Origin of the sequence: Streptomyces sp. NPDC059582 (genome assembly GCF_042735715.1) — a bacterium.
In the GTDB taxonomy this organism is placed as follows: domain Bacteria; phylum Actinomycetota; class Actinomycetes; order Streptomycetales; family Streptomycetaceae; genus Streptomyces.
In genome coordinates, this window is sequence record NZ_JBHWCC010000002.1 from 18,006 (window position 1) to 32,057 (window position 14,052).

A 14,052-nucleotide genomic window follows, 5' to 3' on the forward strand; every position below is an offset into this window, starting at 1 on the left:
GGAGGGCGGGGGTGTTCGTCTGGCTCACCGCTCCACGCCAACCGCCGAATCCATGCGTCCGGCCCAGGGGCCCCCGGTCCCCCCACCCGGCCACCCCATTTCACCGGCGAACCCTCACGCCACCTTCACCCGCGTGGCGCACGGTCCCGTGGCCGGTCTACGCCGATCGGTGGACCGGCGGGCTCCGTCGACCGGCGGTTCAGAAATCGCCGGTGCCGCCCAGGCCCGTCAGCGCGCCGACCGGGTCGAGGTCGGGGGTGCCGCGCGGCCACCAGTCGTCGTCGCCGGGTTCGGATTCGTAGGCGTACCACAAGCCGTCGCGGCCGAGGCGGAGTTGGACCTGACCCCGGGGGTGGGTGAGCCGGTTGCGGGCGGGGCGGAAAGCGGGCAGGTCGGCGGCGAGCAGGAGCGGGCGGGCGCGGTCGAACCGTCCGGCGGGCGGGTCCCAGGGTTCTTCGAGGACGGCGAGGCCGTCGATCCCGCCCTGTCGCCAGGCGGCGACCGCGCGGGCCAGTTCGGCCGGGGTACGGCCGGCCGCGGAGGCGAGCGAGGCGTAGAGGGCGCGGGTGCCGGCCGTGAGTCCGGAACCGGGGCGGGCCGCGGCGAGCCGCACCGCGTCCTGCCACAGCGTCAGTTCACCCGCTTCGTCGCGTCCCGTGCTCAGCAGGGCGTGGGCGCGGGCGGCGGCGTCGGTGGCGAGCTGGTCCAGCGCGAACGGGTCCGGGCCGCCCGGCGCCGAGGGGTAGACGGGGGGCTGCTCGGGGTGCGGCGGCACGGGCGACGGGAGTGGGAGAGGGGGGAGCCGCCGGTCCGCCAGGGCGTCGGTGGCTCGGACGCCGGGGAGCGGCTCGGGCTCCTTCTCCTGGGCGGCGCGGGCCGCGCGGGCGGCGCTCAGCCGGGACAGCGCGTCGATCACCTCGCGTTCGCCGCGGCCGCGCAGCAGGAGCAGGACGAAGGGGTCGGCGTCCAGCAGGCGGGCGGTCTGGTAGCAGAGGGCCGCCGCGTGCTTGCAGGGGTGGCCGCGGTCGGGGCAACTGCACTGCGGGTCCAGGTCACCGGGGCCGGGGAGCAGCCGGACCCCGCAGTCGGCGAGGGACTGGGGCATCTCCCCGTCGAGCAGCGCGGCGATATGCCCCGGGCGGTCGGCGGCGACGTCCAGGAAGCGTTCCCAGTCGGCGTCGTCGAGCGTGCGCAGCCGTACCTGGACGCGGTAAGGGCGGGGGCGGCTGCCCTGCACGTACGCGAGCACGAGCCCGGGTGTCACCGTGATGGCGTCCACGTACCCCTGCTCCGCGTAACCCCGCCCGCGCGCGAGCCGTTTGGCGTCCAGCGCCCCCTCCTCCAGCGCGGCCACCCAGGCGTTGCCCCACCAGCTCTCGGCGAACCGGCCGTCGTCTTCGCAGGCCAGGGGAGGAAAGGCGGGGAAGGTACGGCGCAGGTCGCTGTCCCGGCGGGGGGAGGCCATGGAGGTGGGGACGTGAGGGGTGGCCGGGGGACCGACGGCCGTCGGCCGGGTGGGGCGCGCGGCGGAGGGACCTGCGGCGGCGGAGGCGGGAGTGGAGGCGGGGGCGGAAGCCATGGGCTGGGTGTCCGGCGGATGAGTGACCGAGGGACGGGTCCCGGAGGGACGGCCGGGGTCCGGGAATCCGGGCTCCGGGAATCCGGCGTCCGGGGGCTCGGGTGCGTCGGACGGCATGCGGAAGGCGTCGGCGAGCAGTTCCCGTAGTTCACGGGCTCTGGCACCCGGGGTGCGACCGAGTGCGTCACCTCGGCGCCGGGGAGCGGCGCGCTCGGACCCGGCGGGCCGGGACTCGGACCGGGCAGCCGGGGGCGCGGCCTCCTTTCGGGGCGCCGCGGTGTCCGCGCGGGGCGCTCCGGTGTCCGTGCGGGCCTGTCGTGCCTCGGCGCGGGCGGCGCGCAACGCCTCGCGGGCGACATCCGCGGGGCGCGTGCCTCGCGGACCAGTTACTCCCCCACCGGCCGGGGCACCGGCGTTCGCCGCGTCGTCCTCCCCGGGGTTCTCCGGAAGCGTGGCCGCCGTCTCCTCAGGGGTCTTCGGTCCCGTGCCGCTGTCGATGTCAGTGCCGGACACGGAGTCGGGGTCGGTATCGCGGCCGGAGTCGCTGTCGGAGTCGCGGCCGGCATCGGTGTCGGAGTCGGTGTCGGAGTCGCTGTCGGAGTCGCGGCCGGCATCGGTGTCGGTGTCCGGGAGCGTGTCCGTGTCGCGGGCCGCCGACACCGCCCGGCGCAGGGCCGCGCGGGCCGCGTCGGCCGGTCGGGCGGGGCGGCCGGTGGACCGCTCGGTCGCCGCGTCCGCGTCGGACGCCTCGACCGCGCGCTCGCGGGCGGCTCGCAAGGCCCGGCGGGCCGCGTCGGCGGGACGGGCCTCGGAGGGCGGCCGCGGTGACGCGTCCGCAGACCGGTCCTCTTCCACCGGCGTCACCGGGTCCGCCGGGATCACCGGATGCACCGGGGCCGCCGGGTTCACCGAGGTCGCCGGTGTGTCCTCCGTGTCCATCACGCCTCCCTCCGCAGCGACACCAGGTCGGTCAGTTCACGGACCGTCAGTTCCGTGAGAGCCGACTCGCCGGAGCCGAGGATCGCGTCGGCGAGGGCGCGCTTGGACTCCAGCATCTGCGCGATGCGGTCCTCGACCGTGCCCTCGGTGATCAGGCGGTGGACCTGGACCGGCTGGGTCTGGCCGATGCGGTAGGCGCGGTCGGTGGCCTGTTCCTCGACGGCCGGGTTCCACCAGCGGTCGAAGTGGACGACATGGCCCGCGCGGGTGAGGTTGAGGCCGGTGCCGGCGGCCTTCAGCGACAGGACGAGCACGGGGGTCGCGCCGCTCTGGAAACGGTCCACCATGCGCTCGCGCTCCGGGACGGGCGTACCCCCGTGCAGGAGCTCCATCGGGATCGCGCGGGCGGCGAGGTGGGCGGCGATCAGACGGGCCATGCCGACGTACTGCGTGAAGACGAGGGCCGAGCCGTCCTCGGCCAGCAGGGTGTCCAACAGCTCGTCCAGGAGGGCGAGTTTGCCGGAGCGGGCGGCGAGGCCGTCGCCGGCCGGGGTGCTCTCCTTGAGGTAGAGCGCCGGGTGGTCGCAGATCTGCTTGAGGGCGCCCAGCAGTTTCAGGACCAGTCCCCGGCGGGCGATGCCGTCCGCGGTCTCGATGGCGAGCAGCGACTCGCGCACCACCGCCTCGTAGAGCGCGGCCTGTTCGCGGGTGAGCGGGACCGGGTGGTCGGTCTCCGTCTTGGGCGGCAGTTCGGGCACGATGCCGGGATCGGACTTCTTGCGGCGGAGCAGGAAGGGGCGCACGAGGCCGGCCAGCCGGGTCACCGCCTCGTCGTCCTCGCCGTTCTCCACCGCGCGCGCGTGGCGGGCGCGGAAGGATTTCAGCGGACCGAGCAGCCCCGGTGTCGTCCAGTCCAGCAGGGCCCAGAGTTCGGAGAGGTTGTTCTCGACCGGTGTGCCGGTGAGGGCGACGCGCGCGGGGGACGGGATGGTGCGCAGTGCCTTCGCCGTCGCCGAGTAGGGGTTCTTGACGTGCTGTGCCTCGTCCGCGACGACCATGCCCCAGCGCTGTCGGGCCAGGGTGGCCGCGGTGGAGCGCATGGTGCCGTACGTGGTCAGGACGAAGCCGTCGGCCAGACCTTCCAGGGTGCGGTCCGAGCCGTGGTAGCGGCGGACGGGAACGCCAGGGGCGAACCGGGTGATCTCCCGCTGCCAGTTGCCGAGCAGTGAGGCCGGGCAGACGACCAGGGTGGGTTCGCTGCGGGCACGCTTGAGGTGCAGGGCGATGAGGGTGATCGTCTTGCCGAGCCCCATGTCGTCGGCGAGGCAGCCGCCGAGGCCGAGGCTGGTCATGAGGTCGAGCCAGGCCAGGCCGCGCAGCTGGTAGTCGCGGAGGGTGGCGTGCAGGCCCGCGGGCGGCTCGGCGGGCCGCACCCCGGCCGTCAGCCGGTCGCGCAGGGCGGCCAGCGCGCCGACCGGGACCGCCTCGACGGTCTCGCCGTCGACCTCGGCGCTGCCGGTGAGCGCGACGGACAGCGCGTCCACCGGGTCCAGCAGGCCCAGTTCGCGGCGGCGGGCCTTGCGGACGAGGGCCGGGTCGACGAGCACCCACTGGTCACGCAGCCGCACGACCGGGCGGTGGGCCTCGGCCAGCAGGTCCATCTCGGCCTCGCTGAGCGGGTCGCCGCCGAGGGCCAGCTGCCAGCGGAACTGGAGCAGGTCCTCGCTCTCGAAGAAGCCGGTGCCGTCGGTCGCCGAGCCGGGCGCCGATCGCACGACCGCCGTCGCGGACAGGTCCTGGGCCAGGTCGCGTGGCCAGTGCACGGCGACGCCCGCCGCCGCGAGCCGGGCGGCCGCCACGCCGAGGAGATCGCCGAGCTCCTCCTCGGACAGGGCCAGGACGTCGGGTGCGTCCTGCTCGGCCAGCCGGTCCAGCGGCGGCCAGACCCGGGCGGCACGCCGGACGGCGAGGGCAGCGTCCACGCGGGCGCGTGGCCCGAAGGCGGCGTCCGCGTCGCCCGCCCACAGGGCCGCCGCGTCGGCGACGAGGGTCGGGTCGGCGAGGCTGTGCACCTGGACGATGGCCGCGCCCGCGCTGCGCGCCAGGTCGCCGCCGTCGAACAGGTCGGACGCCGACAGGTCCAGGCGCAGGGAGATCCGGACGCCCGCGTCCATGCCGGCGGCGACCTCGGCGGCCCAGTCGTGGGCGCCGGGCAGCCGCTGCGGCCGGCGGTCGGCGAACGGCTTCCCGGCCGCGTACGGCGCGGCGGGGGTGCGGGGCAGGGTGTCGGCGACCGCGTCCAGGAAGGAACGCATCAGTGCTTGCGGCTGTGGCAGGCGCAGCGGTCCGGAGCCGGGCAGCGGGACGGCGTGCCCCTCGTACGGAAGGGCCTCGGCGATCGCCCGCAGGTGGGCGATGTCCTCGGGGTCGAGGGGGCCGGCCCGCCAGGCGTCGTGGCCGGTGGGGGTCAGACCGGGCAGCAGCCGTCCGCGGGCGGCGAGCCGCAGCGCGTGCAGGGTGGCCGCGCCCCAGCAGGCGGTGGCGGGATGGGCGGCCGGGTCGCGGCGGGCGCGCATCAGCAGGGGCAGTGCCCGGTCGAGCGGCAGGGACAGCGCGGGGGCCCGCCGGCGGCGCACGGAGGCGCCGTGGCGTCGTACGACGGTGAGTTCGGTGGGTGGTCCGGCCGGGTCGACGGGCAGTGGTCCGTCCGCCGGGTCCCAGAAGGCGACCCGTCCGTCGCGCGGGAGGGGGGCGGGCAGGAAGACGGCCGCGAGGCGGAGGGGAACGTCCGCGGACGCCCCGACGGGTCCCTCGGGCGCCGCGAGCTCTCCCGCCCGCTCGGCCGCCACAGCCATGTCGCTCATACGCTCTGTTCACCTCCCGCCCGTGTGTCGGATCAGACGTCTTCGACTCTACGGGCGGGGTCTGACATTCGGCTCCGACGGCCTGCCGAGGTCCGTCGGGGTCGGTCGGGGTCCGTCGGGGTCCGTCGGGGTCGGTGGGGTCCGTCGGGGTCCTCGGGATCAGGGAACCGTGCGCGAGACGACGTAGACCATGGGGTACGTGGGGTTCGCTCCGTTCACGACCACGTCCTGCGTCGGCTTCGGCTCCTTCTGCTGATGGACGAATCCCCAGTACGGGCCGGGGCGGGCGCCGGGACCCGAGAAGCTCCAGCCGGTGACCTTCTGGTCGCGCGCGCCGATGGCGATGTGGTCCTCCTTCAGCTGGTCGCGGCCGACGCCCAGCTCCTCGAGGAAGGCGTCCAGACCGTCGTTGGTGGTCTGGAACTGCACGTAGAGACGGCTGGTCTTCCAGTTGTTCGTCTCGTAGTACGCGACCTTGTTCGCCGGGTGCGGGATCGGCACCTGGTACAGGCGGCGCTGCACCTTCGAGGGCCAGCCCTCGCTCAGGCCCGTCGCCGAGTACTTCTCCTCCTTGTCCTTGCCGCTGTTGCGGCTCTGGTTGGCGGAGATCACCAGATATCCGGCCGGGACGCCGATGAGCAGCACGATGATCAGCAGGGTGAGCGCCCTGCGGCGGTTGCGGTGCCGTCGGTTCTCGGTCGGGCGGGGCGGCTCGTCCGGGGGCGCGGCCTGGCGGGGCAGCGAGGCGGTCATGCGGTGTCCTGGGTGCGGCGGGACTCGGCGTACCGCTCGTAGCGCTCGTGTCGCTCCACCCGGCGTCGCTTGGCGCGCCGGAAGCGGCGGGCGACCAGGCGGGCGAGGTCGGCGGCGCCGACCATGCCGGCCTCGGGGCCGAGCTGAGCGCGGGCGATACGGGCCTCGGGGCGGTAGCCGCGGCCGGTCAGCTGGCGTCGGAAGGCGTCCCGCGCGGGGCCGATCAGCAGGTCGTCGGCCGCGGAGACACCGCCGCCGATCACGAAGCAGGACGGGTCGAGCGCCGCCGCCAGGTTGGCGATGCCGACGCCGAGCCACTGGCCGATGTCCTGGAGCAGCTCGATGCACATGGCATCGCCCTCGCGGGCCAGCTCTGTGATCATCGGGCCGGTGATGTCGGCGATGTTGCCCTTGACGTGCTCGATGATCCCGTACGCCACCGGGGAGTCGGCCGCGGCCAGCTCCCTGGCCTCCCGGACCAGCGCGTTGCCGGAGCTGTACTGCTCCCAGCAGCCGCGGTTGCCGCACGGGCAGCGGTGGCCGCCGGGCAGGACCTGCATATGGCCGAACTCGCCCGCGACGCCGAACTTGCCGCGCTTGACCTGCCCGTCCTCCAGGATCGCGCCGCCGATGCCGGTGCCGAGGGTGATCATGACGAGGTGGTCCTCGCCGCGGCCCGCGCCGAAGCGCCACTCGGCCCAGGCTGCGGTGTTGGCGTCGTTGTCGACGAGCACGGGCACCGACAGACGGCCCGAGAGGCGGTCACGCAGCGGCTCGTTCCGCCAGGAGAGGTGGGGGGCGAACAGGACGCGGTTGCGTTCGGCGTCGACCCAGCCCGCCGCGCCGATACCGACCGCGTGCACGTCGTGCCGGTCGGACAGGTCCAGGACCAGTTCGACGATCGTGTCCTCGACGACCTTCGGGCTCTTGGACTTGTCCGGGGTCTCCGTGCGGAGCTTCTCCAGGATGTTGCCGTCGGCGTCGACGACGCCCGCCATCACCTTCGTACCGCCGATGTCGATGCCGACCGTGGGCACACGGGGTGCGGTGAGGTGCGAGCGGCGCTCGCGGGTACCCACGGTACGCAGCACGGTGGCGCGGCGGGAGCCGATGGGGGCGGTGAGGTCGCGGTAGGTGCTCATCAGGCCCGATTCTGCCTCACCGCTCCGCGCGGTGCTGTACCGGGCGACGACGGGGAGGGCGGAGCGTGGCCCGGTGCGGCGCCGTCCCGGCCGGTCGCGCCCGGGCGGCGGGAACCGCTTGAGCGACACGGCCCGGCGCCTCCCGGGACAGGTCCTCAACCGGCGCGTTCCAACTCGTGCCGCAGATCATCGAGCTCGTCCCCGCCCGCCATCTGCCGGGTCAGCTCGTCCAGGGTGATGTCGTCCCGGAGGTGGTTGCCGACCATCGCCCCCCGCTTCAGGAGCACGAACCTGTCCCCCACCAAGTACGCGTGGTGCGGGTTGTGGGTGATGAAGACAACACCCAGGCCCTCGTCGCGTGCCGCCGCCACATACTTCAGGACCATGCCCGACTGCTTCACGCCGAGCGCCGCCGTCGGTTCGTCGAGGACCAGGACCTTCGCGCCGAAGTGGACGGCGCGGGCGATCGCCACGCACTGGCGTTCGCCGCCGGACAGGGTGCCGATGGGCTGGTCGACGTCCCGCAGGTCGATGCCCATGCGCAGCAGTTCGGCGTGGGTGGTCCTGCGCATGTGGTCGACGTCCAGCCGCTTGAAGGGGCCGCTGCCCTTGCGGGGTTCGGAGCCGAGGAAGAAGTTGCGCCACACCGGCATGAGTCCCACGACGGCCAGGTCCTGGTAGACGGTGGCGATGCCGCGGTCCAGTGCCTCGCGCGGGGAGGACAGGCGGGTCTCCTCGCCCTCGATGCGCAGGACGCCCCCGTCGTGCTGGTGCAGTCCCGCGATGATCTTGATGAGGGTGGACTTGCCCGCGCCGTTGTCGCCCAGGACGCAGGTGATGTCCCCCGCGTGCACCTCCAGGGAGACGTCTTCGAGTGCGCGCACGTTGCCGTACTGCTTGCTCACGTCGGACAGCTCCACGAGCGCCGTACGATCCGTGGTCTGCGTGGTCTGCGTCACTTGGTGGCCTCCGCGCGCTTGCGGACCCAGGCGTTGAGCAGGGTCGCGAGGAGCAGCATCGCTCCGAGGAAGAACTTGAACCAGTCGGGGTTCCACTCGGCGAAGACGATGCCCTTGCTGGTCATGCCGAAGATGAACGCGCCGACCGCCGAGCCGATCGCGCTGCCGTAGCCGCCGGTGATCAGACAGCCGCCGATGACCGCCGCGATGATGTAGATCAGCTCGTTGCCGACGCCCTCGCCGGACTGGACGACGTCGTACGAGAAGAGCAGGTGCTGACCCGAGATCCAGGCGCCGAACGCCACGCCCATGTAGAGGCCGATCTTGGTCCTGTTCACGGGGACACCGACCGCGCGGGCCGCGTCCTTGTTGCCGCCGACCGCGAAGATCCAGTTGCCCACACGGGTGCGCAGCAGGATCCAGGAGGCGACGGCGACCAGGCCGAACCACCAGAGGATGGTGATCTTGAAGGCGACGCCGCCGACGGTGAGGGTCGAGGCGAAGACGTCGTGCGCCGACGCGAAGCCCTCCATGTCGGCGATCGTCTTCGTCGAGACCGTGCTGTCGATCAGCTTGGTGAAGCCGAGGTTCATGCCGGTCAGCATCAGGAAGGTGCCGAGCGTGATGATGAAGCTCGGCAGGTTGGTGCGGGTGAGCATGAAGCCGTTGAAGGCGCCGATCGCCAGGGTGGCGAGCAGGGAGACCCCGACGCCGACCCAGACGTTCGCCGTCATCTGGTAGCTGAACATCGACGAGATCAGCGCGGACGACGTCACCATGACGCCGGCCGACAGGTCGAACTCGCCGCCGATCATCAACAGCGCGACCGGGACGGCCATGATGCCGATCGTCGAGGACGCGTACAGGACCGTGCTGAGGCTGGAGGCGCGAAGGAAGCTGTCCGCGACGAACGCGAAGAAGACGAAGACGGCGATCGCGCCGACGACCGAGCCGAGCTCGGGACGGCTCAGCAGTCTGCGCAGCGGCGAGGTGTGCAGGAGCCTGTCGTCCGCCGTCGCGCTCATCGGGTGCCCCGCTCGGTGTACTCCTGGAGCTTGGCCGCCTGGTCCTTGGTGATGATCTGCGGTCCGGTGAGCACGGGCTTGCCGCCGCCGAGCATGTTGGCGTTGTAGCGGTACAGCCACAGCAGGTCCACGGCCTCGTAGCCCTGGAGGTACGGCTGCTGGTCCACGGCGAAGCCGAGGGTGTCGTCCCGCAACTCGGCGGCCACCTTGGCGTTGAGGTCGAAGGTGTCGACCTCGGCCTTGCTGCCCGCGTCCTGCTTGGCCTTCACGGCGGTGTCGGCGTACGGCGCGCCGAGGGTGACGACCGTGTCGACGTCCGGGTCGGCCTGGAGCTTGGCGCTGATCGCGGACTGCACGTCCGGCATGTTGGTGCCGTTGACGTAGAGGTTCTCCACCTGTCCGCCGAAGGTCTTCTTCACGCCCGCGCAGCGCTGCTCGTGGCCGACGTTGCCCTGTTCGTGCAGGACGCAGACGGCCTTCTTGCGGCCGCGCTCGTTCAGCTCCTCGCCGACGGCCTCGCCGGCCACGGTCTCGTCCTGGCCGATGTGGGCGAGCGCGCCGAAGGCCTTGGACTCGGCCGAGCCGGAGTTCACGGTGATCACCGGGATGCCGGCCTTCTCCGCGCGCGCCACGGCGGCCTTCATCGCGTCGGGCTTGGCGAGCGTGACGATGATGCCGTCGACCTTCTTGTCCACGGCCGCGTCCACGAGCTGGGCCTGCTGCTGGGCCTCGTCGTCGTGGGAGTACAGGAAGTTGATGTTGTCCTTGCGGGCGGCCTGCTCGGCGCCGCTCTGGACGATGTCCCAGAAGGTGTCGCCGTCTCCCGAGTGCGTGATCATCGCGAAGGTCCAGCGGGGCGTGTTCACCGCCGCTCTGCCCTGTGCCGCCGCAGCTTTGCGGGCGTCCTCGGCGCGCTTTCCGCCGGTGCTGCTGCACCCGGCCAGGGAGACGCACAGTGCCCCCGCCAACGCGATCCCTGCCCAGGTCCGAAACCGTGCCACGAGGCGGTGCCCTTCTTGCTGTGTTCAGTGGTTCGCACGGGGCGGACGAGCCTCACCGACGGTGACAGTCATCAACCCCAAAAGCCCCAGTATCGAACACACCGCTCACACGTGCGGTGACCGGGGACCACGAGTCGGTCGCATTGTCCTGACAATGCGACGAATACGGCGGGGGAAATGGACGGCGATCGAGGGCCGAGAACAAGCCGAGATCAAGCCGAATCCTGGCCGAATCCTGGCCGAATTCGGGCCGTCCCGAGATCGGATTCAGATCGGACTCGCGCCGGATTCTGGTCCGAATCAGACCGGAAACAGACCGGAAGAAGAGCTGAAGCGGAGCTGAAAAGAGAGAGCCGAATCACGTCGACGCCGGGACGAAATCGGTCGCTGCCGGGTCGCAATCAGGCGGAGTCGGACCGAGACCAGGCGGAGTCAGGCGGAGTCAGGCGGAGTCAGGCTTGAGATCAGCCGGTGCCAGGCCGAGATCAAGGCCGTACGAGCAACTGGAACTCGAACGAGTAGCGGCTCGGACGGTAGATGTGGTCGCCGAACTCGACCGCGCGGCCGGTGTCGTCGAAGGTCGTGCGCTGCATGGTGAGCAGCGGGGCACCCACGGGTTCGGCGAGCCGCTCGGCCTCGCCCGCGGTCGCGGCCCGGGCGCCGATGGACTGGCGGGCGCTGTGCAGGGTGATACCGGCGGCGCGCATCAGCCGGTACAGACCGGTGGCCTCCAGCTGCGCGGTGTCCAGGTCGAGCAGTCCGGGCGGCAGGTGGTTGCACAGGTACGCCATCGGCTCCCCGTGCGCGAGCCGCAGCCGCTCCACCCGGTGCACCTCGCTGCCCTCGGGTACGGCGAGCGCCGCGGCGACCTGCGCCGAGGCCGGGAGGACGGTGTTGACGAGGACCTTGGTCGCGGGACGCTGTCCGGCCGCCTCCAGGTCGTCGAAGAGGCTGCTGAGCTCCAGCGGACGCTTGACCTGACTGTGCACGACCTGCGTGCCGACGCCCCGGCGGCGCACCAGCAGCCCCTTGTCGACGAGCGACTGGATGGCCTGGCGGACGGTGGGCCGGGACAGGCCGAGCCGCGCGGCGAGCTCGATCTCGTTGCCGAGCAGGCTGCCGGGAGTGAGCGTGCCGTGCTCGATCGCGGCCTCCAGCTGCTGGGACAGCTGGAAATACAGCGGTACGGGGGAGTTCCGGTCCACACTGAGCTCGAGCCGCACGGTGGGGTCCACTTCTGGTTTCGGCACGTGGCGAGCGTAGCCTTGCGACCGGTTGACGGGAAGTTGTGTAGTTCGGTTGTCCGGACATGCGCATTGACAGCACGCCTGGTCTGCCCTCAGTTTGTTCCCATGCGCATCGGCGTCATCGGTACGGGTCGCATCGGCAGGATCCATGCGAACACACTCAGTCGCCATCGCGAGGTCGGATCGCTGATCCTCACGGATGTCGATCCCTCGCGCGCCCAGGAGCTGGCGAACCGGCTGGGCGAGACGGCGGCACCCGGGGTGGACGAGATCTTCACCTGGGGCGTGGACGCCGTGGTGATCACGGCGACGACGTCGGCCCACGCCGAACTGATCGGTCGGGCAGCGCGCTCGGGGCTGCCGGTGTTCTGCGAGCAGCCCATCGCCCTCGACCTGCCCGGCACGCTGCAGGCCCTCGCCGAGGTCGAGGCCGCGGGAACGGTTCTTCAGATGGGCTACCAGCGCCGCTTCGACGCGGGTTACGCGGGTGCCCGCGAGGCGGTCCGCTCGGGCCGTCTGGGCCGGCTGCACACGGTCCGGACCGTGACGTCCGACCAGACCCCGCCGCCGGCGGCCTGGCTGCCGCAGTCCGGCGGGCTGTACCGGGACGCGCTGATCCACGACTTCGACGCCCTGCGCTGGGTGACGGGTCACGACGTCGTGGACGTCTACGCCGCCGGGTCCGACGCCGGTCCCGCGATGTTCCGCGCGGCGGGCGACGTCGACACGGCCGCGGCCGTCCTCACCCTCGACGACGGCACGCTCGCCACGGCGACGGCTACGCGGCTGAACGGCGCCGGTTACGACGTCCGCATGGAGCTGGCCGGGGAGCTGGACCAGATCGTGGTCGGCCTCGACGACCGCACACCGATCGCGTCCACGGAGCCGACCGGGCCGCCTGCCGCGGACAAGCCGTGGAGCGGCTTCCTGGAGCGTTTCGGACCCGCCTACGAGGCCGAGCTGTGCGCGTTCGTCGAGGTGGTGCGGGGTCAGCTGGCCAATCCGTGCGACGGGCGAGAGGCGCTGCAGGCTCTCAGGATCGCGGAGGCGTGCGATGTGTCCCGACGGGAGCACAGAGCGGTGAGCCTGGCGGAGATCCCGGGCGGGGTGACTTCGGCCTTCAGGTGAACGGGCCGACGGATCACCCGCCGGTCGGTCGCCCCCGCGCAAGTCCCGCCCGCACAGGCCACCCCGCGCAGACCACCGACCCGCAAGTCACCCCCGCGAGTCACCCCGCGCAGACCACCGACCCACAGGCCACCCCTGCACGGGTCACCGACCCACAGGCCACCCCCGTCGCGGGTCACCGACGCGCCCGTCGTCGACCCGCCGATCGCTGGCCGCGCGCCCCGCTACCAGCGCACCGGCAGGCTGCGGACCCCCCGCATGAGCATCCCCGGCAGCCACTCCCCGGCCGGGCCGGCGAGAGCGAGGCCGGGCGCGCGCTCCAGCAGGGAGCGGATCGCCGTACGGGCTTCGAGGCGGGCCAGTGGGGCGCCCAGGCAGAAGTGGACGCCGTGCCCGAAGGCGAGGTGGCCGCGGGTGTCGCGGTGGATGTCGAAGCGGTCCGGGGCGGGGAAGCGGTCCGGGTCGCGATCGGCGGCGACGAGCCCGATCATCACGGCCTCGCCCGCCGCTATGGGCGTCCCGCCGATCACCACGGGCTCGGCGGCGAACCGGAACGTCGCGTTCTCCACCGGCCCCTCGTGACGCAGGGTCTCCTCGACCACGCCGTCGACGAGGCTCGTGTCGGCGCGCACGGCGGCGAGTTGGCCGGGGTGCCGCAGCAGCGCGTGGACGGCGTTGGTGATGAGGTTGACGGTGGTCTCGTGGCCGGCGACGAGCAGGATGAAGGCCATGCCGCGCAGTTCGGACGGCGAGAGCCGGTCGCCGTCCTCGGCGGTCGCCCACATCAGGTCGCTGAGCAGGTCCTCGCCCCGTCCCGTGCGGCGCTTGTCCTCGATCAGCCCGTCGAGGTACTGGCCGAGTCGGGCGAAGACGTCGTGCTCGCTCTCCGTGCCGGCGGGCGCGACCGCCTCCGTGGACAGCTTGCGGAAGTCCATGCGGTCGATCTCGGGGACGCCGAGCAGCTCGCAGATCACCGTGATCGGCAAGGGGAAGGAGAGGGACTCCACGAGGTCGGCGGAGCCGTGCGGGAGCATCGCGTCGAGCAGTTCGTCGGTGATCTGCTGGATCCTCGGCCGCAACAGCTCCACCCGGCGCATGGTGAACGCGCGGGACACCAGCCTGCGGAGCCGGGTGTGCTCGGGCGGGTCGGCGATCAGCAGGTGCCTGCCGATCTGCTCATCGTCGTGGAACGTCATTCCGATCTTGTTGCCGTCCTTCGCCAGCCGTGGGTCGGCGAGCGCCGCGCGTGCCTCCTCGTACCCCACCACGAGCCAGGTCTCGTACGCCTCCGGCGCGGGCAGCCGCACCCGGTGCACCGGGCCGCGCTCACGCAGTCGCGCGTACACGGGGTGCGGGTCGGTCCGGAACCGGTCGCCGAACTCCCCCAGATCGATCACTGGTGTCGCGTCCGTCAC

10 protein-coding genes are annotated in these 14,052 nt (G+C 72.6%); 1 reads left to right on the forward strand and 9 read right to left on the reverse strand.

The genetic code is table 11. The features are described 5' to 3' along the window. Nucleotides 1-199: 199 nt before the first annotated feature. The 8 genes from ACFV0T_RS02170 to ACFV0T_RS02205 form a co-directional block, all read right to left on the reverse strand. On the reverse strand, nt 200-2,518 hold the full coding sequence (locus tag ACFV0T_RS02170; RefSeq protein WP_385773464.1) for an SWIM zinc finger family protein: 2,319 nt from the start codon (nt 2,516-2,518) through the stop codon (nt 200-202). Next, on the reverse strand, nt 2,518-5,382 hold the full coding sequence (locus ACFV0T_RS02175) for an SNF2-related protein (RefSeq protein ID WP_385773466.1): 2,865 nt from the start codon (nt 5,380-5,382) through the stop codon (nt 2,518-2,520). The genes ACFV0T_RS02170 and ACFV0T_RS02175 overlap by 1 nt, the downstream gene beginning before the upstream one ends. Before the next feature lie 159 nt (nt 5,383-5,541). Further along, nucleotides 5,542-6,135 carry a sugar kinase gene (locus ACFV0T_RS02180; protein WP_385773468.1) on the reverse strand — a complete coding sequence of 198 codons (594 nt, stop codon included), beginning with the start codon at nt 6,133-6,135 and terminating at the stop codon, nt 5,542-5,544. Beyond that, complete coding sequence (locus ACFV0T_RS02185) at nt 6,132-7,277, reverse strand: ROK family glucokinase (protein ID WP_385773469.1); 1,146 nt, start codon at nt 7,275-7,277, stop codon at nt 6,132-6,134. The genes ACFV0T_RS02180 and ACFV0T_RS02185 overlap by 4 nt, the downstream gene beginning before the upstream one ends. 155 nt (nt 7,278-7,432) lie before the next feature. After that, nucleotides 7,433-8,266 (reverse strand): ATP-binding cassette domain-containing protein, encoded by an 834-nt coding sequence (locus ACFV0T_RS02190; protein ID WP_385773975.1) that lies wholly within the window; start codon nt 8,264-8,266, stop codon nt 7,433-7,435. Further along, nucleotides 8,233-9,261: an ABC transporter permease gene (locus ACFV0T_RS02195; RefSeq protein ID WP_385773471.1), complete on the reverse strand. Its 1,029-nt coding sequence runs from the start codon at nt 9,259-9,261 to the stop codon at nt 8,233-8,235. Before ACFV0T_RS02195 ends, ACFV0T_RS02190 begins: the two co-directional genes overlap by 34 nt. After that, on the reverse strand, nt 9,258-10,262 hold the full coding sequence (locus tag ACFV0T_RS02200; protein WP_385773473.1) for a sugar ABC transporter substrate-binding protein: 1,005 nt from the start codon (nt 10,260-10,262) through the stop codon (nt 9,258-9,260). The genes ACFV0T_RS02195 and ACFV0T_RS02200 overlap by 4 nt, the downstream gene beginning before the upstream one ends. A gap of 485 nt (nt 10,263-10,747) precedes the next feature. Next, nucleotides 10,748-11,485 (reverse strand): GntR family transcriptional regulator, encoded by a 738-nt coding sequence (locus ACFV0T_RS02205; protein WP_385773977.1) that lies wholly within the window; start codon nt 11,483-11,485, stop codon nt 10,748-10,750. 129 nt (nt 11,486-11,614) lie between these two features. Here ACFV0T_RS02205 and ACFV0T_RS02210 point away from each other — a divergent pair, with 129 nt between their 5' ends. Beyond that, nucleotides 11,615-12,637: a Gfo/Idh/MocA family oxidoreductase gene (locus tag ACFV0T_RS02210; protein WP_385773475.1), complete on the forward strand. Its 1,023-nt coding sequence runs from the start codon at nt 11,615-11,617 to the stop codon at nt 12,635-12,637. A 224-nt stretch (nt 12,638-12,861) separates the two neighbouring features. Here the strand turns inward: ACFV0T_RS02210 and ACFV0T_RS02215 are convergent, their stop codons facing one another. Beyond that, nucleotides 12,862-14,052, reverse strand: a complete 1,191-nt coding sequence (locus ACFV0T_RS02215; RefSeq protein ID WP_385773477.1) for a cytochrome P450 — start codon at nt 14,050-14,052, stop codon at nt 12,862-12,864.